This is a genomic window from Streptomyces coffeae (assembly GCF_016741875.1).
Lineage (GTDB): Bacteria > Actinomycetota > Actinomycetes > Streptomycetales > Streptomycetaceae > Streptomyces > Streptomyces coffeae.
In genome coordinates, this window is the sequence record NZ_JAERRF010000023.1 from 41,172 (window position 1) to 63,613 (window position 22,442).

Here is a 22,442-nt window from a genome sequence, read left to right on the forward strand (position 1 = left end):
GCCCGGCCCCGACAACCCTCAGTCCCGCCGCCGGGCCCGCCGGAAGCGGGCCAGGCCCGCTTCCAGGTCGACGATGGGGTCCGGGTAGTCCAGGCGGGAGCGTTCGTCCTCCGGCAGGCGCCAGGGCGTATGCACGCGCGGGCCGCGCACTCCGGCCAGTTCCGGGACCCAGCGGCGCACATACGCGCCGTCCGGGTCGAAACGCCTGGCTTGGGCGAGGGGGTTGAGGACGCGGTTGGGGCGGGTGTCGGTGCCGGTGCCCGCCACCCACTGCCAGTTGAGCTGGTTGTTCGCCATATCGCCGTCCACCAGCAGATCCAGGAAGTGCTGAGCGCCGATCCGCCAGTCCGTGTACAGCGTCTTGGTGAGGAAACTCGCCACCAGCAGCCGGGCCCGGTTGTGCATCCAACCCTCGTGGCCGAGCTGCCGCATCCCGGCGTCCACCAGCGGATAGCCGGTGCGGCCCGCCTTCCAGGCGGCGATCTCCGCGTCATCGGCGCGCCACCGGTCGTGGCGGGCGCGGTAGTCGGTGTGCGCGGCGTCCGGGCGGGCGGCGAGCACCTGGTGGTGGAAGTCGCGCCAGGCGAGCTGACGGACGAACGCCTCGGCTCCCGCACCGCCCGACTCCCGTGCCCGGCACACCAGTTCCACCGGGGACAGACAGCCGAAGTGGAGATACGGCGAGAGCCGGGAGGTGGCGTCGCCCGCCAGGTCGTCGTGGTCGTCGGCGTATCCGTCCAGCCCCGACCGCCGCCAGGTGTGGAACCGCCGCCGCCCGGCGGTCTCGCCGCCCTCGGGCAGTCCGGGGGAGGGAGTGCCCGGGGCGAGTGAGGTCACCGCGGACAGTGGTTCGGAGCGCAGGCCCGACAGCTCCGGCAGCGGCACGGCGCGCGGGGCGGCCAGCACCCGGCGCTGCCCGATCCGCTGCCAGGCACGGAAGTACGGGGTGAACACGGCGAAGTGGTCCTTGCCCGCCGGGACCACCTCGCCCGGTTCGACCGCCGTCACCACCGCGCCGTGCACCCGCAAGGTCCGCCCGTCCGCGGCCAGCGCCGCCCGCAGCCGTGCCTCGCGCCGCCCCGCGTAGCCGCTCACCCCGCCCGCGATATGGACCTCGGTGGCGTCGATCCGGTCCGCCACCCGGCGGATCTCCGCCACCGGGTCACCCTTACGGAGGACCAGAGCGCCGCCGCGCTCCCGCAGCCCCGCGTCCAGGTCGGCCAGGGCGTCCGCCAGGAACGCCACCCGGTTGGGTACGGCGAACCCGGTGCGGGCCAGTCCGTGGTCGGCCACGAACAGCGGAACGACCTGGTCGGCGGCGCGGAGGGCGGCATGGAGCACGGGGTTGTCGCGCAGCCGCAGATCCGAGGTGAAGACGGCGATCGAAGTGGTCACCCTGTCCGTTTACACCGGCTCAGCCGGACGGGAACGTCATCAGCGCGACCGGGTCGGTCGTCGGCGCCTTCGACCCTCCGGCCGGTTCCACCGTGAGCCCCATGGCCGATGCCTGCCCGACCGGTCCGTGCAGCAGTGTCGCCGTGCCCCCGCCGGAGGTGTGCAGCAGCCCCGCCGGGCGCATCGTGCCGTTGTCGCTGAACCACAGCTGGTAGACCCGGCCCGCGGGCGGCTCGGGCAGTCCGGAGGCGAGGAAGGCCGCACGGTCCAGACCGCGGGAGACCACGACCGCGCCGGTCGCGCCGTCCTTGAAGCTGCCGGTGCGGGTCCGGGCGTCCGGCGCGGCCAGCACCCGGGCCAGCGCCTCCACCTCCACGACCCGCCGCTCGGCGCGGCCCGCCGTGTCCCGCGCGTCGGACGCCTGCCGGTACTGCCACACCGCGGCCCCGCCGAGCGCGGTGGCCGCGGCCAGACAGGCCGCCAGGGCGAGGCCGAGTGCACGGCGCCCGCCGCGCCGCCGGGGTCCGGCATGGGACTCGCGGGCCCCGGAACCGTCCTGGTGGGACCGGCGGTCGTCACGGCCGTCATGGGCCGCCACCCGCGGCGGCTCCTGACGGACCGTGGCGATCCGTCTCATCACCTCGTCCTTCATCAGCGGGGACGGCGTCAGCGAGGTGGCCACCGCCAGCCGCCCGGCGGTCTCCCGCAGCTCCCGCACCTCCTGTGCGCACGCCTCGCACACGGCGAGATGGCGCTCGAACTCCTCCAGCTCCCGGCCCGACAGCGCGTGCACCGCGTACGCCCCGGTCAAGGTGTGCAGATCGGCCCTGGTCATGCCCCGACTCCCATGCAGTCCCGGAGCCGGATGAGCCCGTCCCGAAGTCTTGTCTTGACGGTCCCCAGCGGCAGCGACAGCAGCTCCGCCACCTCCCGGTAGGTACGGCCCCGGTAGTAGGCGAGCGTCACCGACTGCCGTTGCAGCTCGGTCAGCGTCCGCATGCAGCGCCGTACCTGCTCCCGCTCCAGTCTGGCTTCCACCTGCTCGGTCACCTCGTCGAACGCGGGGGTACGGGCCAGCAGCGCGGCGCGCGCCTCACGGTCGGAGGCGGCCTGCGCGGAGCGCACCCGGTCCACCGCGCGCCGGTGGGCCAGCGTCATGATCCACCCCATGGCGCTGCCCCGGCCCGGCTCGAAGCGCGCCGCCGTCCGCCACACCTCGACCAGCACCTCCTGGGTGACCTCCTCGGCCTGGGCGGGGTCGCGCAGCAGACTGCGCGTCAGCCCGAGGACGGGCCCGCTGACCGCGTCGTACAGGGCGGCGAACGCGTTCTGGTCGCCCCGGGCCACCAGGTGGAGCAACTCCTCCAGGGCCGGGCCGCGGGCGGCCGGTCCGCCGATGTACACGGGTTCTCTCACAGGCCGTCCTTCCGGGATGGGCGATGCGGCGCATACGCAGGTGTCGTACCTCATTCGTCGCCCGCGGGGGCGCGGATTGGTGAAGCTGTTCCGAAGATGCGCAGGCAGGGCGCGGAGCAGGGGGAACCGGGGTACGGACCGGGGTGCGGACGCGGGTGCGGACCGGGGTCATTGCCGTTCCGGCAAGATTGGTTGGCGTCTCGGCGTGGCGCGGGGGACGCTCGGCACCATGACCGGACATCAGGGCGGGACCGCCCACACCCAGGGACATGACCACACCGATCTCGACTGGAACGTCCTCGGTCCGCACCTGGAGCAGGGTGCCGAGCTGAGCGGGCCCGTCCACCGCCAGGCCGCGGAGTGGATGCGGGAGCGGACCGGCCGGGCCGTGCGCCGGATCCTCGATGTCGGCAGCGGCCCCGGTGTGGTCTCCTGCCTGCTCGCACAGCTCTTCCCCGAGGCCGAGGTGGTCGCGGTGGACGGCACCGAAGAGCTGCTGGAGCGGACCCGGGACCGCGCCGCGCGCAGGGGGCTCACCGACCGTGTCACCACCCGGTACGCCGAACTGCCCGGCGACTTCGCGTCGGTGGGCGAGGCGGATCTGATCTGGTCCAGCAAGACCGTGCACCACCTGGGCGACCAGCGGGGCGCGGTGCGCGAGCTCGCCCGGCTGGTGCGTCCAGGGGGAGTGCTGGCCCTGGCCGAGGGCGGGCTGCCGCTGAACTGTCTGCCGTACAACGCGGGGCTCGGGCGGCCCGGACTGATGGCCCGGCTCGAGGTCGTCAACCGGGAGGCGTTCACCGCGATGCGGGAGGCGCTGCCGGACTCCGTGGAAACGGTCGACGACTGGCGCGCGATGCTGACCGAGGCCGGTCTCGACGGGGCCACGAGCCGTACGTTCCTGCTCGATCTGCCCGCCCCGCTGGACACCCCGCCCCGACGCTGGCTCCAGGCCGAGCTGGGCCACCGTTGCGGGGCCGCCGCCGACCGTCTGGCCGGCGACGACCTCGTCGCGCTGGACCGGCTGATCGATCCCGATGACCCGGCCGGGATCATGCGGCGGTCCGATGTGTTCGTGCTGAGCGCCCAGACCGTCCACAGCGCGGTGCGGACGGGATGAGACGGGGTCAGTCGGTGGTGAGGGTCAGGTTGTATGCCGCGAGGATCGGATTCACCGGCTGGTAGTACGTCGTACCGCCCCGGGTGCAGTCCCCGGAGCCGCCGGAGAGGACGCCCTGTCCCTCGCTGCCGGAGATGTACGGGCCACCGGAGTCACCGGGCTCGGCGCACACATTGGTGCGGGAGACGCCGTTCACGGTGCCCTCGGTGTAGCGCACGCTGGTGTTGTGCTGGAGGATCGTGCCGCAGTGCCAGCCCGTGGTCGAGCCGGAGCGGCAGACGGACGAACCGACCGGCGCCTGCTGCGAGCCGCTGACGACCACATTGGTGTTGTCGGCGCCGACCACCCACGGCTGCGGTGTCCAGTTGTTGTTGGTCTCCACCCACGCGTAGTCGTTGCCCGGGAAGGTGGACCCCTGGAAGGAGCCCTGGGCGACCCGGTTGTATCCGGTGGTGGTGTCCCCGGGATCGCCGCAGTGTCCGGCGGTGACGAAGCCGTTGCGGTCGCCCTGGGTGACCGAGAAGCCGACCGAGCAGCGTGCGGAACTGTTGATGTAGTACGCGTCGCCGCCGCGCAGATCGTAGAGCGGACGCGGCCGTTCGGCCGACTGCACGACCCGGACCACAGCGCGGTCCGCACCGCTGGCGGCGACGAAGTCCATCGCCCCGGCGGTGTTGGCCGCCTGGACCACCACGCTGTTGCTCTTGACGTCGACGTACCAGGCGGAGGCCGCGTCGACGGCCGGGGCGCGCTGTTCGGCGGCCTGGTCCAGAGCCTCCTTGGCGCTGGTGAGTTCCCTCAGGGTGTGGTCGACGACCGCGGCCTGGGCACCGCTGGCGGTGATGGTGCCCCGCTGGCCCCGGTCGGTGGTGGCGACCGTGAGCTCGGCGGTGTTGCCGCTCACCCAGGCGCCGCCGTAGGAGCCGCCGAGGCTCTTGCGCAGACCGGGCTCGGCGGCACCGGCCTGGTACTCGTTGTTGATCCGGGTCTTCGCCTCATCGGCCGTCAGACCGAGGTCACGCTGCATGGCGGCGAGCATGCCGGGCGGGATCTCCCGCCGCGGTCCGTGGGTGGGGTCTCCCGGGTCGGCGGCGGCGGGGGTGCCGGTGCTCAGGAAGAGGGTGGCTATGGCGAGGGTGCAACCGGCGATCAGATCAAGGCCATGACGGCGTCTGCGGGGCATGTTCTGTCTCCTCAGGCGTAAGAAAGCGGTCACATTGAGTGCCTTGCTGATCGCCAAGCGTAATTGTGGGTGTCGAGGACCGCTCGGTGGACGCCTGAGGCCGCCAGTGACGCGACACCGGAGGACCCCTGAGGGCCCCTGAGGAGGCGCGCAGGAGAACGCAGCTGAGGGGGTGACGGCAACAACGCCCCGCCGCGTCGTGCGCGGCGGGGCGGTTGAGCCGGTCGGCCGTCCGGCCGGTGCCGGGTCAGGTCACGTTGAAGGTGTCGGGGTCGGGTCCCAGCCGGTTGCCCGCGTCCATCGCCCCGAGGGTGGACAGGTCCTCCGCGTCCAGCTCGAAGTCGAAGACGTCGATGTTCTCCACTATCCGCGACGGGGTCACGGACTTGGGGATCACCACGTTGCCGAGGTCGAGATGCCAGCGCAGCACCACCTGGGCCGGGGACTTCCCGTGCTTGGCGCCGATCGCCGCCAGCTTCGGGTCGTCCAGCAGCCCCTTGCCCTGGCCGAGCGGGGACCACGCCTCGGTGGCGATGCCATGACGGGAGTTGAACGCCCGCAGCTCCGCCTGCTGGAGCTGCGGATGCAGCTCGACCTGGTCGATCGCCGGGGCGATCGAGCCCTCGGAGAGCAGCTGCTGGAGATGGCCGGGGTGGAAGTTGGAGACCCCGATGGCCTTGGCCCGGCCGTCGGCGTAGATCTTCTCGAGCGCCTTCCAGGTGTCCACGAACCTGTTCGCCTCGGGCAGCGGCCAGTGGATCAGGTACAGATCGAGGTAGTCCAGGCCCAGCTTGTTCAGCGAGGTGTCGAAGGCGCGCAGGGCGGCGTCATAGCCCTGGTCGGAGTTCCAGAGCTTGGTGGTGACGAACAGCTCGTCGCGCGCGATGCCCGACGCGGCGAGCGCCTTTCCCGTGCCCTCCTCATTGCCGTAGACGGCGGCGGTGTCGATGCTCCGGTATCCGGCCTCCAGTGCGTGCCGCACCGCGACCTGCGCCTCGTCATCCGGAACCTGCCAGACACCGAAACCGAGCTGCGGCATCCGGACGCCGTTGTTGAGGGTGATGAAGGGGGTCGTGCTCACGAGCGGTCGATCCTTACGTTGCATGCGGATACGTCCTTCCCCTGTCAACGATCAACGGCTGCGGCACATTCCCGCCACCCATTGCGCCCCCGGTCCGCCGCGGCCGGCCGGCCGGGTGAATCCTTCACCCTTTCGGCGTCATGGCACTACGTGTGGGGCGACGTCCAGGTCACCGAGGTGCCATGAGCGGCAGCGGATCCGCGATCTCCTCCCGGAAGCGGTGCAGGGTGTGGCCGTCGCGCACGGTGGCCCCCACCGCGACCGCCACCCGGGTCATCGCCTCGCGCGGCGCCCGGACCACCATGGCCAGCCGATACGTACCGCCGATCCGCACATGGGTGTGCCGGATCTCCCAGCCCGGGTCGGAGCACAGCTCCCGCCGCGCCTCCAGACAGATCCGCGTCCCCGGGTCGGCCCGGCCGTTGTCGAGGAACCCCAGCCGCGGCCCGAGATGGGCGGCCGGGGCGAACGGCGCGTCATCGGCCGCCTCGGTGCGCTGCCGCGGGGTCATGGACCAGGCCACCGGCTGGAAGGCGGTGGCGCCGTCGCGCACCGGCTCGGCCGACAGGCTCAGATCGAGGTTCACGGTGTGCAGCTCGGGATCCGGCGCGTCCCGGGCGCAGGTCACCGAACAGTGCAGCAGGTGGTAGACGGTGCTGTGCGCCTCGGCCCGCAGAAAGGCGGCCAGCTCCGGATCCCCGCCGACGAGCTCCGCCGTCACGGGTACGGACACCGGCCCGCCCAGTACGACGCGCCCGGTCAGCGCCGGGACGAGAGGCAGGGGTGTTTCCTCGGACGGCAGGGACAGGGTGCGTTCGGGAAGGTCGGGGAGAATGACATCGATCATTGCGTGCCCCCTCAAGCGGCTCAGTTCGGACAAAGCGGCTCAGGTTGTGCTCACAAGTGGCTTATCGGTGGGTCATCGGTGGCTCGTCAGTGGTACAGCGCCTCGACTTCGACGGCGTACGCCTGCTCGATCGCCTTCCGCTTCAATTTCAGCGAAGGCGTCAGCAGACCATGCTCCTCCGAGAACTGCGCGGCAAGTATCCGGAACGTACGAATTGACTCCGCATGGGAGACGGCGGTGTTCGCCGCGACCACCGCCCGCCGGATCTCGGTCTCCAGATCCGGGTCCCGGACCAGCTCGCTGGGCGGCAGCTCCGGTTTGCCGCGCATCGCCAGCCAGTGCGAGACCGCCTCCGGGTCCAGGGTGACCAGCGCCGCGATGTACGGGCGGTCATTGCCGACCACGATGCACTGGGCGACCAGCGGATGCGCCCGGACCCGCTCCTCCAGGCCCACCGGCGACACCGTCTTGCCGCCGGAGGTCACCAGGACCTCCTTCTTCCGCCCGGTGATGGTGAGATAGCCGTCGTCGTCCAGGGCGCCCAGGTCACCGGTGGCGAGCCAGCCGTCGCGCAGGACCGTGTCGGTGGCCTTGGGGTCGTTGTGGTAGCCGGTGAAGATCTGCCCCCCGCGCAGCCACACCTCACCGTCGTCGGCGATATGCACCGAGGTGCCGGGAATGGGTACCCCGACCGTGCCGTAGCGGGTGCGCTCGGGCGGATTGGCGGTGGCGGCGGCGGTGGACTCGGTGAGGCCGTAGCCCTCGTAGACGATGACGCCCGCGCCCGCGAAGAACAGCCCGAGCCGCCGCTCCATGGCGGAGCCGCCCGACATGGCGTGCCGGATCCGGCCGCCCATCGCCCCGCGCACCTTGCTGTAGACGACCTTGTCGAAGAACTGGTGCTGCATCCGCAGCGAGGCACTGGGCCCCGGCCCGGTGCCGAACGCCTTGGCCTCCTGTGCCTCCGCGTACCGCACCGCGACGTCCACGGCCTTGTCGAACGGCCCGGACCGGCCCTCCGCCTCGGCCTTGCGCCGCGCCGCGGCGAAGACCTTCTCGAAGATGTACGGCACGGCGAGGATGAAGGTCGGCTGGAAGGTCTGGAGGTCGGGCAGCAGCGCCGCGGCCGACAGATTGGGCTGGTGGCCGAGTTTGACCCGGCCGCGGATGGCGGCCACCTCGACCATCCGGCCGAAGACATGCGCCAGCGGCAGAAACAGCAGGGTGGCCGCCTCGTCGCCCGGCTTGGAGTGGAATGCCGTCTCGAACCGCTCGACGATGTTGTCGCACTCGGCCATCAGATTGGCGTGCGTGATCACACAGCCCTTGGGGCGGCCGGTGGTGCCCGAGGTGTAGATGATGGTCGCGGGCTGGTCCGGGGTCATGGCCCGGCGGTGCCGCTCCACCATCTCGTCCTCGACCGACTCCCCGGCGGCGAGCAGATCCTCCAGCGCTCCGGCGTCCAGCTGCCACAGCCGGGCCAGCTGCGGCAGCCGTCCCACCACCGAGCCGACCGTCATGGCGTGGTCCTCGTGCTCGACCACACAGGAGGAGACCCCGGAGTCATGCAGCGTCCAGAAGACCTGCTCGGCGGAGGACGTGGGGTACAACGGGACGCTCTGGGCGCCCAGGGTCCACAGCGCGAAGTCGAAGAGCGTCCATTCGTAGCGGGTGCGGGACATGATCGCGACGCGGTCGCCGAACCGTACCCCCCGCGCCAGCAGCCCCTTGGCGAGCGCCATCACCTCGTCCCGGAACTGGCCCGAGGTCACGTCCTGCCAGTGGCCGTCCGCCGTCTTCCGGGCGAGCGCCACCCGGTGCGGATCGTCGTCCGCGTGGTCGAAGACGGCATCCGCCAGTCCTCCGGCCTGGGGCGTGGTCGCCAACGGGGGGACGGTGAACTCGCGCAATACCTGCTCCTTGAAGCCGCTCCGCACAGCGCCGCGACGCTACCGGATCGAGCCACCGATGCGGGAGAGGCCCTTTGTGCCCGGAACATGCGGAATGCGCCGCGCCCGGTGAGGTGAAGGGCTGTCAACCGGGGCCTACGAGGGCGTTATTGCTGTGAGTCGCGTCCTATGCACCGCAGGTGTGGCTCATATGTAACGGATTTCTGCACGGAATCTCTCCGATGGTGGCACACGGCCCACCAGAAACGTGCCGACGGGACAGTTCGCCGATGCCCGCACAGCGGTGTCACAGGGCCGATTTCCGTACAACGGCGCGGAGTCGGGAGGTCCGGACACCAGCCGTCGTGACCGGTCGGGGGCCGGTGCCGGACCCATCACGATCAAGCCAGGTGTGGTCACCGTCACATCGTCGGGACGAGACGGCCTCAGCGGTGGGCCGACCGTACGCGGTCCAGGGGCAGACGGACCAGGGCGCCCGAGCCGGGGCCGTCGAGCGGGGCGTTGAACTCACGGATCCGGCGGAGTTCGGTGTCGCTCAGAGCCCGGTCGTAGAGCCGGAACTCATCGAGAGCGCCGGTCATCAGGGACCGGCTGTCCACGGTCTGGCCGAGATGGACGGCGAAGGGGGCGGTGCGGCTGACGGTGCCGGGGGCGTCGGGCGCGGAGGCGGAGGCGCCGCCGTCCACGCTGAGGGAGAGCCGCCCCCCGGAGCGGGTCAGGGCGAGATGGTGCCACTGTCCGTCGTTGTACGCCGTGGCTGTGCTCACCGATGCACTGGTGAAGGTGGAGAAGCCGTTGACCGTGGTCATCAGCGCCCGGATCCGGTTGCCCGCCGGTTCACCGCGCAGCCAGACCTGAGGCTGCTTGGTGCCGATACCGCCCATCCAGAGGAAGGGGTGCTGCCCGGAGGTGGCGGAGTAGCGGAACCACAGGCTCACGGTGAAGTCACGGGTGCCCAGCGGCAATGCGTCCCGGTAGGGCAGACGTACGGCGTCGTCGGTGCCGTCGAACGCCAGCCCGCGGCCGAAGCGGCCCTCGGCACCGGACGCTCCGCCGAGCACCGTCGCGGGCCGGGCGCCGGGGGCGTGGTCCTCGGTGGTGGGGGCGGGGGCGTGGCGCGGGCCGAGCCAGTCCTCGGTGAACCGGGCGAAGCGGATCTCGTCGCGTGCGTCGACCGCGCCGCCCTCGTAGAGCAGGCCGACGGTGTCATGGGAGATCGCGGTCATATCCGAGTAGCCGGACCAGTCGGTGGTGACCACCGCGCCGTCCTCGACACCGTCCCAGCCGCGGCCCTCGTCCCAGGAGGAACGGATCATCATGGTGCGGCGCCGGTCGGGGTCGGCGGGGGTGGAGAACAGCAGTCTGCCGGGGCCGTCGCGGCCCGCGTCGCGCAGCGGCAGGATCGACCCCTGCACCTGCGGGACGGGCAGGTCGGGCAGGGTACGGAAGGGCGCGGTGAAGCTCTCGCCGCCGTCCCGGCTGATGGCGTAGTCGCGGTGGCCGAGGTCGGTGCCGTCCTGCTCGCGCCCGCTGACGTAGACGGATCCGTCGGAGCGCTCCACGAGTGTCATCTCGGACGGCTTCTGCCGGAAGGTGCCGTCCGCCGCGATCGGGAAGGTGTCCACCGCGCCGATCTTCCAGCGCCTGCCCCCGTCGTCGCTGTAGGCGAGGGCGGCGTGGTTGTGGGTGATGCGGGTGCCGTCGTGGCTCTCGGTGTTGACGGTGAAGAGGAGACGGCCCTTGTGGCGGCCGTGCCTCAGCTGGATGCCGTGGACCGGGCCGGTGGCGTACCAGGAGTTCCAGGACGGTGGCAGCAGCGAGGGGCTGAGGTCCTCCGGGGCCGACCAGGTGGCGCCGTCGTCGTCGCTGTACTGAAGGTGCGGAGTGCGGTCACAGGGCACATCGCAGCTCTGGGAGTCGTCCCGGCCGGTGTTGTAGGTGCTGGCGAGCACGATCCGGCCGGTGCGCAGGTCCACGATGGGGGCCGGGTTGCCGTGGGTGTCCCCGCCGCCCTCGTTGATCACCTGGAGCGGCCCCCAGGTGCGTCCGCCGTCGGTGGAGCGCTTCAGCACCAGGTCGATGTCCCCGGCGTCACCGCAGTTGTCCACCCGGCCCTCGGCGAAGGCCAGCAGGGTGCCGTCCTTGGACGTCACGACCGCCGGGATCCGGAAGCATGCGTACCCCTGTTCCTCGGCGGCCTTGAACAGCACCTGCTGTTCCAGGCCCGGTCCGGTGCGTAACCCGGAACCGCCACGGGCCGCGGACGCGGGGGAATCCGAGTCCGCGGCCCGTACCGGAAGCGGGGTCAGGGCCAGCGCCGCGGCGGCGAGCAGCACCGCCGCGCGGCGTCGCCACGGTCTGGTGCCGGGGCGGGAACGGGGAACTGACGCCATGGTCACGACCTGCCCTTCGGACGGTCCGTCAGCGCCACCTGGACGGTGGGCGGCCTCTGGACGGCATCGGCATCTGGACATCAGGACATCAAGACATCCCATGTCTCAGGGGTGACTGCGGCAGAAGTTTCTCGTCTCACGGCCACCCGCCACAAGGACCCTGCGTCATATCTCTGTCACGCAGGGCAGGTTGGGGCCGTCCGGGGGTAGGCCGGGGGTCAGCGGGGGAGCAGCACGACCTTTCCGAGGTTGCCGCGCGACTCGATGATGTCGTGGGCCTTCGCGGCGTCCTCGAGGGGAAGCCCGGCGTGCACGGCGGGCCGCAGCCTTCCCTCGGCGAAGAGTCGCCACAGCTCGGCCCGGTGGCGTTCGTACAGCTCGGGGCGGGTCTGGGCGAAGCGGGCCATGGTCAGTCCGGTGATGGTCCGCGAACCGGACAGCAGTTCCCAGGCGGGCACGGTGCCGCCGCCGGAGTTGAAGAAGACCAGCCGTCCGCCGGGGGCGACGGCCGTCAGGGCGCGGGGCAGGACCTCACCGCCGACCCCGTCGAGCACGGTGTCGACCGGCTCGCCCCAGGACTCGTCCCCGTACACCACCACCTCGTCCGCGCCGAGGCCGCGCAGGAAGTCGGCCTTGCCGGACGAGCCGACGGCGGCGACCACCCGGGACGCGCCCTGGATCCGGGCGAGTTGGACCGCGAGATGCCCGACGCCACTGGCGGCGCCGGTGATCAGCACGGACCCGCCGGGGGCGAGTTCGGCGGTGGCGAGGGCGGCCAGGGCCACATGGCCGCTGCGGACGAGGGCGACGGCGTCCACGGCGGTCGCGCCGTCGGGGATGCGGGACGCCGTGAAGACGGGGACGGTGGTCACCTCGGCGTAGGCGCAGGAGAACGAGATCGCGACGACCCGGTCGCCGACCGCGAACCCGGTCACGCCCTCGCCGAGCGCGAGGACCTCGCCGGCCACATCGCCGCCGAGGACCCCGGGCAGTGGCGCCGTGCCCTCCCGGACCCGGCGCACCCCGGGCAGCGTGACGCCGATCGCCTCGGTGCGGATGAGCAGTTCACCGGGGGCGGGGACGGGCGGCTCGGCCTCCTCGACACACAGCACCTCGGGCCCGCCGTGGGCATGGAAACGGACACGGCGCATGAATGCCTCCAGGGATCGCCGGAATCATTGGGCGCGCCAACGGTATCTCATATTCATGGGTACCACCAACGTTGGGTCGGCCAAGGTTGGATAGACCAAGGTTGGTCAACCCCATGAATCGGCGAGTAGGCTGACGCCATGCCCGAGACCTCGTTCGCCCCCTCCTCGATCCGCGCCCTGCCCAGCTGGTTGCTCGGCCGCGCCGCCGCGCGCGGCCACCGGCTGGTGGCCGAGGCCCTGGCCCGTGAGGGGATGCGGATGATGCACCACGCGGTGCTGTCCGCCGTCGCTGAACGGGGACCGGTGTCCCAGGCGGAGTTGGGGCGCAGCCTCGGTATCGACCCCAAGGACATGGTCGGAATCGTGACCGACCTGGCGGGGGAGGGCCTGGTCACCCGCACCCCCGACCCCAAGGACCGCCGCAAGAACGCGATCGCGATCTCGGAGGAGGGGGAGCGGCGGCTGCGGCGCACCCGGCGGCTCGGGGACGAGGCGAACGACGAGCTGACGGCGGGGCTCAGCGCGGCCGAACGGAAGCAACTGGTCGCGCTGTTGCGACGGATCGTCGAACCGGGCGAGCCATGCGCACCGGACGGGGACGCGCGGAAGGGCTGACCGCTCAGCGGCCCGTCGCCCGGCCTTCAGGCCCCGTCGACCGCGCTCCGCAGGGCGATGCGCTCCTCGCCCGCGTACACGTTCATCGACGTGCCGCGCAGAAAGCCGACCAGGGTCAGCCCCGTCTCCGCGGCCAGGTCCACGGCCAGCGACGACGGCGCCGAGACCGCCGCCAGCACCGGGATCCCCGCCATCACCGCCTTCTGCGCCAGCTCGAACGAGGCGCGCCCGGAGACCAGCAGCACCGCCCCGGACAGCGGCAACAGCCCCTGCTGGAACGCGCGTCCGACCAGCTTGTCCACCGCGTTGTGGCGGCCCACGTCCTCCCGTACGTCCAGCAGCTCGCCGTCCGGGGTGAACAGCGCCGCCGCGTGCAGTCCACCGGTCCGGTCGAAGACGCGCTGCGCCGCGCGCAGCCGGTCGGGCAGGGCGGTGAGCGTCTCCGGCTCGATCCGCACCGCTGCCGCGTCGGCCGCGTCCGCCGTGTCCCTGCCGTCCTCTGTCAATGACCAGCGCGCGGTGGTCCGCACGGCGTCCAGGCTGGCCTTTCCGCACAGCCCGCACGACGACGTCGTATAGACGTTCCGCTCCAGCGTGATGTCCGGGACGGCGACACCGGGAGCCAGCGTCACATCCACCACGTTGTAGGTGTTGGAACCGTCCTCGGTCGCGCCCGCGCAGTAGACGATGTTCGCCAGCTCGTCCCGGTGTCCGAGCACTCCCTCGCTGACCAGGAAGCCCGCGGCGAGGGCGAAGTCATCACCCGGTGTCCGCATGGTGATCGCCAGCGGTTTGCCGTTCAGCCGGATCTCCAGCGGTTCCTCGGCCACGAGGGTGTCCGGCCGCGCGCTGACCGCGCCGTCCCGGACGCGGATGACCCGGCGCCGCTCGGTGACCCGTCCCATGTCGATCAGTCCCGCTTCCGTGTGTGGTTCCGTACCGTCCCATTGTCCGGTACGGGCCCCGTCCGGCACCGGCCCCGTCCCGGCCCCGTCGGGCAACGGTCGCGGGAGGGCCGTGCACACGGCGCCGAGCAGCGTCCGGCGTTCGCTCAACGCGCCATACGCTCCACCGCCTCCTTGGCCTCCAGCAGGTCCGCGTCGGTGAGCTGCCGGTAGACCTTGATGGCCTCGATCTTCTTGTCCTCCCGCACCAGCCTCGTCACCTCATCCATGCCGGGCTGGTCCATGGTGATCCCCAGGTGGTCCATGACCAGATCGACCTTGCGCTCGATCCGCGCGGCCCTGCGGTCCAGGCGCCGGATCCTGCTCTCGAAGGCGGGGTAGAGCAGGGCGACACCGAAAAGCATGACGTACACAGCAATTTCCATGGTCGGCAAGAGTAACTGCACGTCTTCCTCGGAGAAATGAGGAGACACCCAGTACAGGGCCGGTCCGCGCGCCCACCACCCGGGTCATCTCCGCGCCACGGGACAGTACGCCCTTGCGTACGGACCTCGCACGTGGCGTCACGCTCCGTAGGGAAGATCTCGTCGGCGGCGTGGCGCCTTCGTCGGCGGTGAGCTGCTGGTCCGGGCCGTTACGGAGGGCCCGGCGGCCGAGCGACTCCCCGGAAACGTCCCCGACCACCACCTGATTCCGGACTGACACCGAGCGTGACAATCATCCGCCCCGGGCCCACGTCACCCCAGGTCGGCGGGGCCGGGGGCGGTGTGCATACGCAGGTGAAACGCACTCCAAAACCTTGGTATCGTTGTCCATGTCGCCGCGGGGAACCGCGGGGCACACCTTGTCCGGGTGGCGGAATGGCAGACGCGCTAGCTTGAGGTGCTAGTGCCCTTTATCGGGCGTGGGGGTTCAAGTCCCCCCTCGGACACGATCAATACGACACGAGGTGTCGGCCGGGATTCGGCCGACACCTCGTTTTTGTGCTCGTGTTTTGGTGATCGCGCGGAGGTCGGGCGCGGCCCGAGTCGTCGGCTCGTCGAGGCGGCAGAGCCGAAAAGGCACATGAAGAAAGCAGGGCAGGAATTCCGGGCGGGCGAGGAAGAGCGCGCGTCCGGAATTTTGTGCTCAGGATTCAATGGGCGTGTCCACTGACGCGCCAACGCATGTGCCCTCGATGACCTCCGGCTGTTCTGTGGTGACGTACTGGGCCGCCGTGCTGATGGCGGTAATCCCTTCAGCGTCCGAGGGGCGGATCGTGTTACCCGGATGGGGTCGGGGGTGCGATGCGGGGAGCAATGGCCAGGGAGTAACACGGATTTGGCGTGCGACGCTGTGCGTACTACCGATGGATCATCGGTGCGCGTCCTTCCTGATCGATTCCCGGTCCCCCCCGGTTCAGGTTGACAGGGCGCGTGGCGCGGGCGGGTGCACGTCATCCGCCCGCGCCCGTCCCTCAGCTCGTCCGCATGGCGGCGGCCGGTATCCCTTCCAGGAGAAGGGATACCGGCCGCGATACCGGTGGCGGAGCGGACGTCAGAGGCGCCGCACCCATGCCGCGGCGCCGTGGCCGATGGCCAGGTAAATCACCGCGGGCAGTGCGTAGTTGAAGAAGACCCGCACGTTCTCCGTGTCCATCGTGAAGATGTCCTGCGACCACCAGGCGAGCCAGTCGGCCATACCGTGAACGAAGTCGACGAAGACATTCGCCTGATTCGCGTCGAGCAGGTACAGCAGGATCCACAACGCCAGAAAACCCGCGGCGATGTCCGCGACGGTGTGAATGACCAGCGCTGTCCTGTCTGTCCCGAGACCCCTCGCATTGCCTGCCCGGCGCCGAGGGGCGGCATGGGGAGTGCTGGAGTCGTCAGGGTATGGGCGATGTGCATTGTTGTTGTGCGGACCGTTTTCCGCTCTGTAGCCATGGGGATAACTCATGAGCCTCCTCTTGCCGGACCGGCCCCGCCGAAACCTTCTTCACAGTCGTTTCACACCGGCTTTCTCGGCGCGTTATCAATTCTTCTCAGGAGCACATCCATCTGCCTGCCCGGTGATCTTTTGAGGCGGCGTCAGCTATGAAATATCCGCGGGTAGTTGTCGTTTCACGGTGTGGACCGGATGAGCCCTACTTGTCCGTCACGGAGAACCCGCCGCGGATGCCGTCACCGACCATGCCCGGTTTGCAGGCGGTCGTGTAGGACCCGGCCTTGGTGACCTTCACCTTCATGGTGCGCGAGATGCCGGGGCCGATGCCCTCGACTTCGCTGACCACCTTCTTGTCCGGGCTGTAGAGGTAGAACTCGGTGATCTTGCTGCCCTCGTTGGTGATCTTGAAGGCGATGGACCCCGTGGGTGCGGAGGTCCGGGAGAGCTCGCAGGCGTCATCGGCCGCCCGGACGCTGATGGCCCCCGACGTGCCGCCGTCGCCGCCCTTCTCCGCGCAGGCGGTCAGCAGGGTGAGCGGGGTCACGGCCAGCAGGCTCAGAGCGGCGGGGCGCGTCAGACGTGAGAGACGTGAGATCAAGGCAGGCTCCTTCGGTCGATATGCGGCGATGGGTAGTGGGTAGCTGTCCGGATCCTGTGCCCGGACCGCTGCTCCCTTGCTCGAAGCGGCGGCAGAGAGGCCGCTCAACTTCCTTACTGGCCAGCCGAGTACATCAAGAAGTGCCGGATATGCCGTGAGGTGTCCGCATTGTCTGGCACCTTGACGAGTGCACAGCAGGGCCTTAGGTTCGCCTTACCTTACCCCGCACCGAAAGATTTCAGCCATGCCCAAGTCCCCGCTGCGCCCGCTCGCTCTGACCGCGTTGCTCGCTCTCGCCGTGACGGCGTGCGGCAGCAGTGATTCCGGCAACACCGACTCAGCCGACAAGACGGCAGGCAAGACCCAGGCGAAGGACGCCGTGCCGGCCGGTGTGGCGCAGCAGTACACCGTGCTCAAAGCGGAGATCGACGCCCGAGGCGGGGAGACCAAGGCCGGGGAGTACCGCATCGGCTACATCGTCGAGGCCGCCGAGCCGTGGTTCCAGGGCGAGCACGGCGCCCACGGGAAGCTGGTCAACCGCGAGCCCACCAAGAACGAGACCCACCACATCGAGATCATTCCGATGGAGGCCAAGACCGGCCGCATCGTGCCGGACATTCCGATCAAGCTCGAGGTCATCGACGCCAAGGGCAAGGTCGTCCAGGCCCAGGACCTGAACTTCTACCACGCCCAGTTCTTCCACTACGCGAACAACTTCTCCATCCCCACCGCCGGCAAGTACACCCTCCGCGCCACGTTGCAGCCGCCGACCTTCCTGCGGCACGGCGCCAGCGGCGAAAAGCCGGCGCTGAGCGAAAAGGTCACCGCCACGTTCAGCAACGTGGAACTGAAGCCCGAGAGCTGACCGTGAATCTGACGTCCGAAAAACAGCCGGGCCCTCCGGCCGCCCCGCACACCGGGGCGCCGGAGCGGCCTCCGGCTGTCGGCCCCGAAGCCCATGAGCGCACGGAGCACGCGCCCCTGCCGTCCTGGTCGCTGATGGTGCTCGGGGTCCTGAGCTCTCTCGCCCTGGCCGCCGTGTGCTGGACGTCCGGTCACGTCCACCCTGATCCCGCCTTGCGGGCGGTGGCCCGCTTCGTGCATGTCGCGGCCCTCGTCGTGAGCTTGGGCGCCGTGCTCGCCGTGGACTGGTTCGCCGTTCTCTGGCTGCTCGGCCGCCGCCGTTTGACCGACATCCTGAGCACGGCCGCCACGCTTCAGGGCCCGATCTGGGCCGGGCTGGCCGGGCTGGTGGCCACCGGCATGTTCCTCAGCCCCGATCTGACCTCGAGGCTGACGCTCATCAAGCTGGGAATCGTCCTGGTCATCACCTTCAACGGGCTGTACGCCCACCGGCTCGGCCGCCACCTCGACCGATACCGGGACGCGTCGGTGCCGCGCGGTCTGGTGTTCCGGTCGGGAGTCACCGCTGCCATCAGCCAGCTCGGCTGGTGGGGTGCCACCCTGATCGGCCACCTCAACAGTCAGTGATGACCGGCATGACCCGGACCACGGAGTTGGCCTGACGGGACACCTGCTTGATCGTCGCCTTGATGCCGAGGCGGCGGATGGCCTCCTCCAGCCGGGTGTCATGGGTGAAGACGACCACCTGCCGGTGCCGAGCGTAGAGGTCCAGGAGCCGGGCCAGGCCGTCGACCTTTTCCGGGTCCATGGACTGGACCGGGTCGTCGATCAGCAGGAACTTGAACGGGCTGCTCTCATGCGTGGCCCGCGGCACGAACAGGGACAGCGCCAGTGAGTGCAGCTCGCCCTGGCTCATGACGCCGAACGCGGGCGCGTCCACCGCGTCGACCGCGACATCCAGCACCACCTTGCGCGCGTTGGCCGTCCCCGCGAGGCCGACCGAACCCAGCGAGACATTGCTGCGCTCGCACAGCAGCTTCCACACCGTCTGCGACTGGTCGGCGATCGGCCCGAGACGCTCCTCACGCAGCTCGTCCGTGAACTTCCGCAACCACGCCCGCGCGGCCTTGATCTGCTTGATCCGGGGCAACGCCCGCTCAGCGGCCTCGGCGTGCCGCAGCCACTCGGTGAGGCGCCCCACGACGCTCTGCCAACGGCCGTCCTGCTCGTCGAGACGCCGCGTGGCGTCCTCGCTCACCCGGCGGCAGGCATCGCCGATCGCTGCCTCGGCGCGCTCCACCCGGTCCGCCAGCTCCCGCGGCTCCAGCACCGCACGGCACGCGACCCAGTCGCGCCAGAGGGCGGCGAGCGACGGTTCGTCGCCCTGGAGCCATTCCGGGACGGGGTGCACCGTGTCCTGGACCGCTTGCACCGCGGCCGTCAACTCCCGTTGTACGCCCTGGGCCTGGGCCGCCTCTGCCTGGAGTCGCTCGACCTGCGCGCGGGCGCCCTCCGCCCAGCTCGCGTCGAACCGGTCACCGCTGCCGCACACCGGGCACTCGGTGGCGCCGGGGTGGCGGCGGTGACGGTCCAGCGCCTTTTCCAGCAACTCGATCAGCTGCCGCGCGTCCTCCGCGGAGCTGTACCGCAACCCCTCCGCGTCAGCGGCCGCCTTCCGGAGCCGGGTCACGGCGGCGGCCACGGCCACTCGGTCGGGACCCTTGAGGTCGGCCAGGCGGCGCAGCCGGGCGAGCGCGGTGTCGTCGGCCACGGCGCTTCCGCTGAGCAGCAGACGCACCCGGTCGACGTCGGGACGACGACCGCTGAGCGCGGTGACCGCCTCGGCGGCACGCGGGTCGTCATGGTTCGACAGTTCGCCCACAACGGTCTCCGTCAGCGTCGTGAACGCCGTGACCTCGTCGTTCAGCGACTTGAGCAGGACACGCGCCTGCTTGTCGGTGTCGCTCAGCAGTTCAAGGCCCAGGAGCTGAGCGAGCGCGTCGTGCAGCGCGGTGAGCGGCCCGCTGATCGTCGCCCCGAGCTCGCTGTACGGAAGGAACGGCCGGTACAGCGATATCTGTTCGGGGTCGACGACCTCGTGCAGCGCGGAGGCCGCCCCCTCGACCTCGATGTGGCAGTCGTCCAGACCCGTGCCGCTCCAGCGGCGACGAACGGTGATCGAAGTGCTCTCGCCATCGGCGTGCAGTTGGACGGCCACCTGCGGATCGACGTTGTCGTGCAGATTGCGCCAGCCCTGCTTCCAGATCTGAGTCCGGTCCTGCCAGCGGTAGTTGCTCCCCGTCAGCGCCATCTCGGCGGCTTCGGCGAGGCTGGACTTCCCGGAGCCATTGCGTCCGGCGATGACCGTCAGCCCCGGCTCGGGCTGGAGGTCGAGGGTGACAGCGGGCCCGATGCCGCGCCATCCGGCCGCTGTAATGGACTGGAGGTAGAGGAGACGGCTGCGCCCTTCGCCCCTGACCGGCGCCTCCGGTACGAGGTCCCGCAGCACCTCCTGCGCCTCGGGTGCGAGGCGGGATGCGGACAGACGGCCGAGCAGGGTGTCCCGCAGGGACACGGGGGGAGGGACGGTGATTCCGTCGGACATCGCTCTGCTCCTTGTGCGGGCAACGGGAGTTGGCGGTCGGGCCCGGACAACTTTATGAGCTTGGGTCCAGCTCGGCCCATACGGTCTTGCCCACGCACTCGTGGGGTTGCGTACCCCAGCGGTCGGCGAACGCGGCGACCAGATGCAGACCGCGCCCCGTTTCGCTGTCCGGACCCGGGACCGGCCCCAGAGTGGGCAGCTTCTCGCCGAGCGTGTCGGCGACCTCGATGCGGAGCGTCCCCGTTGCCTCGTGGTGCGTGAGGGTGAGCCGGAAGTCGCGGCCCTGGACGCGCCCGTGCGATGCCGCGTTCGCGGCCAGTTCGGCGATGACCCCCTCGGCGCGTCCCGCGAGGCTCGGCGACACCGGCCAGGTACGGAGCTGTTCCACGGCGAACAGCCGCGCGAGCCGGGCCCCGCGCCGGGTGGAGGACAGGCGCTGGGTGAAGAGTCGTGGGATGGGAGGGAGTTGGGGCGTGCTGACGTTCATGGGGCCACGGTGGCGGCTGCGCGGGGCCCTCGCCAGCAGCGGCGCGCGTACGCTGCGTCAGCGTACATGCGCGTTCGGTGGACGGTACGCCGGTGATGCCGTCACGCTGGGTGAGTCGAGCGCGGGGGCCTCGTACGTACGCATATGGAGGTGGCCGTGTATGGCGACTGACAACGCCCTTGGGGTGACGGGAGACAGTGACGGGGAGCGGGAACCCGATCCCTCGGACAGTCTGCGGACCTTCGGGGCCGTCGTCCAGGCTCTGCGTGAGCACGCTGGCCTGAGCCGGGTGGAGTTCGGAGAACTGGTCCGGTTCTCGAAACACACGGTGGCCTCGGTGGAACTGGGGCGTCGGATGCCGGACGAGTCGTTCGTGGAGCGGGCGGAGGAGGTGTTGGGGAACACGGGTGCGTTACGGAAGGCGGCGGTGTTTCTGACGCGTGGCAAGCCGGGGCTGGCTGTGTGGTTCCGGCAGTGGGCTCGGCTGGAGAAGGTGGCGGTGAGCCTGTGCACGTACGAGTGCAGGCTGGTGCCGGGGTTGTTGCAGTCGGAGGCGTATGCGCGGGCCGTGTTCGACAACAGCATCCCGCTCCTGACGGACACGCAGATGGAGGAGCAGGTGACGGCTCGGCTGGAGCGGCAGAAGATGCTGTACGAGCGGCCGAGCGTTCCGTTCAGCTTCATCGTGGAGGAGGCAGTCTTTCGGAAGCGGCTCGGCGGTGCGGAGGTGTTGCGGGGCCTGTTCAATCACGTGCTGGACCTCAGCGCTCGGCGCAATGTGATCCTTCAAGTCATGCCGGTGGACGCGGAGTTCCATGCTTGCCTGGACGGCCCGGTTCAGCTGTTGGAAAACCCAGAGGGACGGCGGCTCGCGTACTCCGAAGGGCAGCAGAACGGACGGTTGATCACTGGCCCGAAAGAGGTGAGCCTCCTGCACCAGCGCTATGACACACTGCGGTCGCAGGCCCTGAACCCCCAAGACTCCCGGGGCCTACTGGAGCGACTGCGAGGAGCGCTATGAGCAGGTCCGAACTCGCTTGGTTCAAGTCCAGCTACAGCGGTACCCAGGGCGACAGCTGCGTGGAGGTCGCCCTCACTGAACAGGCCGTCCACGTGCGCGATTCCAAGGATGTGGGCCGCCCCGCCTTCGCCGTCGGGCGCGAGGGCTGGGATCACTTCGTGCGGTACGTGGCGGGCGACTAGCGAGGAGCGCTATGAGCACACCTGAACTCGACTGGTTCAAGTCCAGCTACAGCAGCGCCCAGGGCGACGACTGCGTGGAGGTCTCCGTCACCGAACAGGCCATCCACGTCCGGGACTCCAAGGATGTGAGCCGCCCAGCCCTCGCGGTCGGGCGCGAGGGCTGGGGCCGGTTCGTGCGGTACGTGGCGGGCGTGTAGATCAGCTACGGCATCCCTGCGCCTTGGCCGCCGTGGGCAGATAGGAGCGCAGGAAGCGCTCAAGAGCCTTTCGGCGTTCGGACACGTCCTTCGGGGTGGGGGAGGAGAGAGAGACCTCCAGCGCGAAGGTCGTGTCCTTGCCCTTGGGCGCACATGAGGTGGTGACCAGCGCGCCCTTGTCCCCGAGCCGGGCGTCGTCCCCGATGTCCACCTTCTTCGCATTGCCGTACCCGATCAGGGTGTCCTTCTTGACCTCCAGGGGGTCAACGCCCTCGGTGACGGCGTCCCGTGTGATGTACACCCCGCCACCATCCCCGCCCTGCACGGAGACATCGCAGGTCGCACCGTGTTCTCTCGGGACGTCGCGCTGGTGGATCTTCTCACCGTCTGAAAGCAGCGGTGCGAGCAGATCAGGATCGACCTTTGTGTCGCAGATCTTCTCGGGCACCGCGTAGCCGCGGCCGTCGTCGCCGCAACCGACAGCGGTTACGGCCAGCGCCACGATTACCAGGGAGGCGGAGGTGCGGTTCATGGGGAGTTCTTCCT

Annotated in this window: 23 protein-coding genes and 1 tRNA gene; 8 read left to right on the forward strand and 16 right to left on the reverse strand. The window is 70.3% G+C overall.

Annotated elements, in window-relative coordinates:
* Positions 1–18 precede the first annotated feature (18 nt).
* From JK363_RS30380 to JK363_RS30390, 3 genes are read right to left on the reverse strand one after another with little or no spacing between them, the layout of a single operon-like run.
* Positions 19–1,395 carry a cryptochrome/photolyase family protein gene (locus JK363_RS30380; protein WP_201879908.1) on the reverse strand — a complete coding sequence of 459 codons (1,377 nt, stop codon included), beginning with the start codon at positions 1,393–1,395 and terminating at the stop codon, positions 19–21.
* A 19-nt stretch (positions 1,396–1,414) separates the two neighbouring features.
* Entirely contained in the window at positions 1,415–2,230 is an 816-nt protein-coding gene (locus JK363_RS30385; RefSeq protein WP_201879910.1) for an anti-sigma factor, read from the reverse strand.
* Positions 2,227–2,811 carry a sigma-70 family RNA polymerase sigma factor gene (locus JK363_RS30390; protein ID WP_201879912.1) on the reverse strand — a complete coding sequence of 195 codons (585 nt, stop codon included), beginning with the start codon at positions 2,809–2,811 and terminating at the stop codon, positions 2,227–2,229. Before JK363_RS30390 ends, JK363_RS30385 begins: the two co-directional genes overlap by 4 nt.
* Before the next feature lie 229 nt (positions 2,812–3,040).
* Between JK363_RS30390 and JK363_RS30395 the strand changes: the two genes are divergently transcribed.
* The gene (locus JK363_RS30395; protein WP_201879913.1) at positions 3,041–3,931 is read left to right on the forward strand and encodes a class I SAM-dependent methyltransferase; all 891 of its coding nucleotides are present in this window, start codon (positions 3,041–3,043) and stop codon (positions 3,929–3,931) included.
* Between the two features lie 7 nt (positions 3,932–3,938).
* Here JK363_RS30395 and JK363_RS30400 read toward each other — a convergent pair whose 3' ends face one another.
* The 6 genes from JK363_RS30400 to JK363_RS30425 all read right to left on the reverse strand — a co-directional run bounded on the left by JK363_RS30400 (position 3,939) and on the right by JK363_RS30425 (position 12,496).
* Positions 3,939–5,114, reverse strand: a complete 1,176-nt coding sequence (locus JK363_RS30400; RefSeq protein ID WP_201879914.1) for a S1 family peptidase — start codon at positions 5,112–5,114, stop codon at positions 3,939–3,941.
* Positions 5,115–5,361: 247 nt separating this feature from the next.
* Positions 5,362–6,195, reverse strand: a complete 834-nt coding sequence (locus JK363_RS30405; protein WP_307821919.1) for an aldo/keto reductase — start codon at positions 6,193–6,195, stop codon at positions 5,362–5,364.
* 169 nt (positions 6,196–6,364) lie between these two features.
* On the reverse strand, positions 6,365–7,042 hold the full coding sequence (locus JK363_RS30410; protein WP_201879918.1) for a hypothetical protein: 678 nt from the start codon (positions 7,040–7,042) through the stop codon (positions 6,365–6,367).
* An 86-nt stretch (positions 7,043–7,128) separates the two neighbouring features.
* Positions 7,129–8,952, reverse strand: a complete 1,824-nt coding sequence (locus JK363_RS30415; protein WP_201879921.1) for an AMP-dependent synthetase/ligase — start codon at positions 8,950–8,952, stop codon at positions 7,129–7,131.
* Positions 8,953–9,377: 425 nt separating this feature from the next.
* Entirely contained in the window at positions 9,378–11,345 is a 1,968-nt protein-coding gene (locus JK363_RS30420; RefSeq protein ID WP_201879923.1) for a sialidase family protein, read from the reverse strand.
* A gap of 218 nt (positions 11,346–11,563) precedes the next feature.
* Positions 11,564–12,496: a quinone oxidoreductase family protein gene (locus tag JK363_RS30425; protein ID WP_201879925.1), complete on the reverse strand. Its 933-nt coding sequence runs from the start codon at positions 12,494–12,496 to the stop codon at positions 11,564–11,566.
* A 138-nt stretch (positions 12,497–12,634) separates the two neighbouring features.
* Here JK363_RS30425 and JK363_RS30430 point away from each other — a divergent pair, with 138 nt between their 5' ends.
* Complete coding sequence (locus JK363_RS30430) at positions 12,635–13,111, forward strand: MarR family winged helix-turn-helix transcriptional regulator (protein WP_201879927.1); 477 nt, start codon at positions 12,635–12,637, stop codon at positions 13,109–13,111.
* A gap of 26 nt (positions 13,112–13,137) precedes the next feature.
* Here JK363_RS30430 and fdhD read toward each other — a convergent pair whose 3' ends face one another.
* Together fdhD and JK363_RS30440 are read right to left on the reverse strand one after the other, a co-directional pair.
* A complete protein-coding gene (gene fdhD, locus JK363_RS30435) occupies positions 13,138–14,016 on the reverse strand; it encodes a formate dehydrogenase accessory sulfurtransferase FdhD (RefSeq protein ID WP_201879929.1) in 879 nt (292 codons plus the stop codon).
* A gap of 146 nt (positions 14,017–14,162) precedes the next feature.
* On the reverse strand, positions 14,163–14,441 hold the full coding sequence (locus JK363_RS30440; protein ID WP_201879931.1) for a hypothetical protein: 279 nt from the start codon (positions 14,439–14,441) through the stop codon (positions 14,163–14,165).
* 421 nt (positions 14,442–14,862) lie between these two features.
* On the opposite strand from JK363_RS30440, the gene JK363_RS30445 reads away from it, so the two are divergent.
* Positions 14,863–14,947 (forward strand) — tRNA-Leu (locus JK363_RS30445).
* A gap of 605 nt (positions 14,948–15,552) precedes the next feature.
* Here JK363_RS30445 and JK363_RS42930 read toward each other — a convergent pair.
* Both JK363_RS42930 and JK363_RS30455 read right to left on the reverse strand, forming a co-directional pair.
* Positions 15,553–15,954: a hypothetical protein gene (locus JK363_RS42930; protein ID WP_236076218.1), complete on the reverse strand. Its 402-nt coding sequence runs from the start codon at positions 15,952–15,954 to the stop codon at positions 15,553–15,555.
* A gap of 187 nt (positions 15,955–16,141) precedes the next feature.
* Positions 16,142–16,540 carry a cupredoxin domain-containing protein gene (locus tag JK363_RS30455; protein ID WP_236076219.1) on the reverse strand — a complete coding sequence of 133 codons (399 nt, stop codon included), beginning with the start codon at positions 16,538–16,540 and terminating at the stop codon, positions 16,142–16,144.
* A gap of 244 nt (positions 16,541–16,784) precedes the next feature.
* Here JK363_RS30455 and JK363_RS30460 point away from each other — a divergent pair, with 244 nt between their 5' ends.
* Positions 16,785–17,405 carry an iron transporter gene (locus tag JK363_RS30460; protein WP_201879933.1) on the forward strand — a complete coding sequence of 207 codons (621 nt, stop codon included), beginning with the start codon at positions 16,785–16,787 and terminating at the stop codon, positions 17,403–17,405.
* Between the two features lie 2 nt (positions 17,406–17,407).
* Positions 17,408–18,031 carry a hypothetical protein gene (locus JK363_RS30465; protein WP_201879935.1) on the forward strand — a complete coding sequence of 208 codons (624 nt, stop codon included), beginning with the start codon at positions 17,408–17,410 and terminating at the stop codon, positions 18,029–18,031.
* Here the strand turns inward: JK363_RS30465 and JK363_RS30470 are convergent.
* Together JK363_RS30470 and JK363_RS30475 are read right to left on the reverse strand one after the other, a co-directional pair.
* Entirely contained in the window at positions 18,018–20,009 is a 1,992-nt protein-coding gene (locus tag JK363_RS30470; RefSeq protein WP_201879937.1) for an AAA family ATPase, read from the reverse strand. The genes JK363_RS30465 and JK363_RS30470 overlap by 14 nt on opposite strands.
* Before the next feature lie 52 nt (positions 20,010–20,061).
* Positions 20,062–20,496: an ATP-binding protein gene (locus JK363_RS30475; protein WP_201879938.1), complete on the reverse strand. Its 435-nt coding sequence runs from the start codon at positions 20,494–20,496 to the stop codon at positions 20,062–20,064.
* Positions 20,497–20,656: 160 nt separating this feature from the next.
* Here JK363_RS30475 and JK363_RS30480 point away from each other — a divergent pair, with 160 nt between their 5' ends.
* The 3 genes from JK363_RS30480 to JK363_RS30490 are packed head-to-tail and all read left to right on the forward strand — an operon-like array spanning position 20,657 to position 21,896.
* Complete coding sequence (locus tag JK363_RS30480) at positions 20,657–21,517, forward strand: helix-turn-helix domain-containing protein (RefSeq protein ID WP_201879940.1); 861 nt, start codon at positions 20,657–20,659, stop codon at positions 21,515–21,517.
* A complete protein-coding gene (locus JK363_RS30485; protein ID WP_201879942.1) occupies positions 21,514–21,699 on the forward strand; it encodes a DUF397 domain-containing protein in 186 nt (61 codons plus the stop codon). The genes JK363_RS30480 and JK363_RS30485 overlap by 4 nt, the downstream gene beginning before the upstream one ends.
* 11 nt (positions 21,700–21,710) lie before the next feature.
* Positions 21,711–21,896 (forward strand): DUF397 domain-containing protein, encoded by a 186-nt coding sequence (locus tag JK363_RS30490; RefSeq protein ID WP_201879944.1) that lies wholly within the window; start codon positions 21,711–21,713, stop codon positions 21,894–21,896.
* Position 21,897: 1 nt separating this feature from the next.
* Here JK363_RS30490 and JK363_RS30495 read toward each other — a convergent pair whose 3' ends face one another.
* The gene (locus tag JK363_RS30495; protein ID WP_201879947.1) at positions 21,898–22,428 is read right to left on the reverse strand and encodes a hypothetical protein; all 531 of its coding nucleotides are present in this window, start codon (positions 22,426–22,428) and stop codon (positions 21,898–21,900) included.
* Positions 22,429–22,442: the final 14 nt, after the last annotated feature.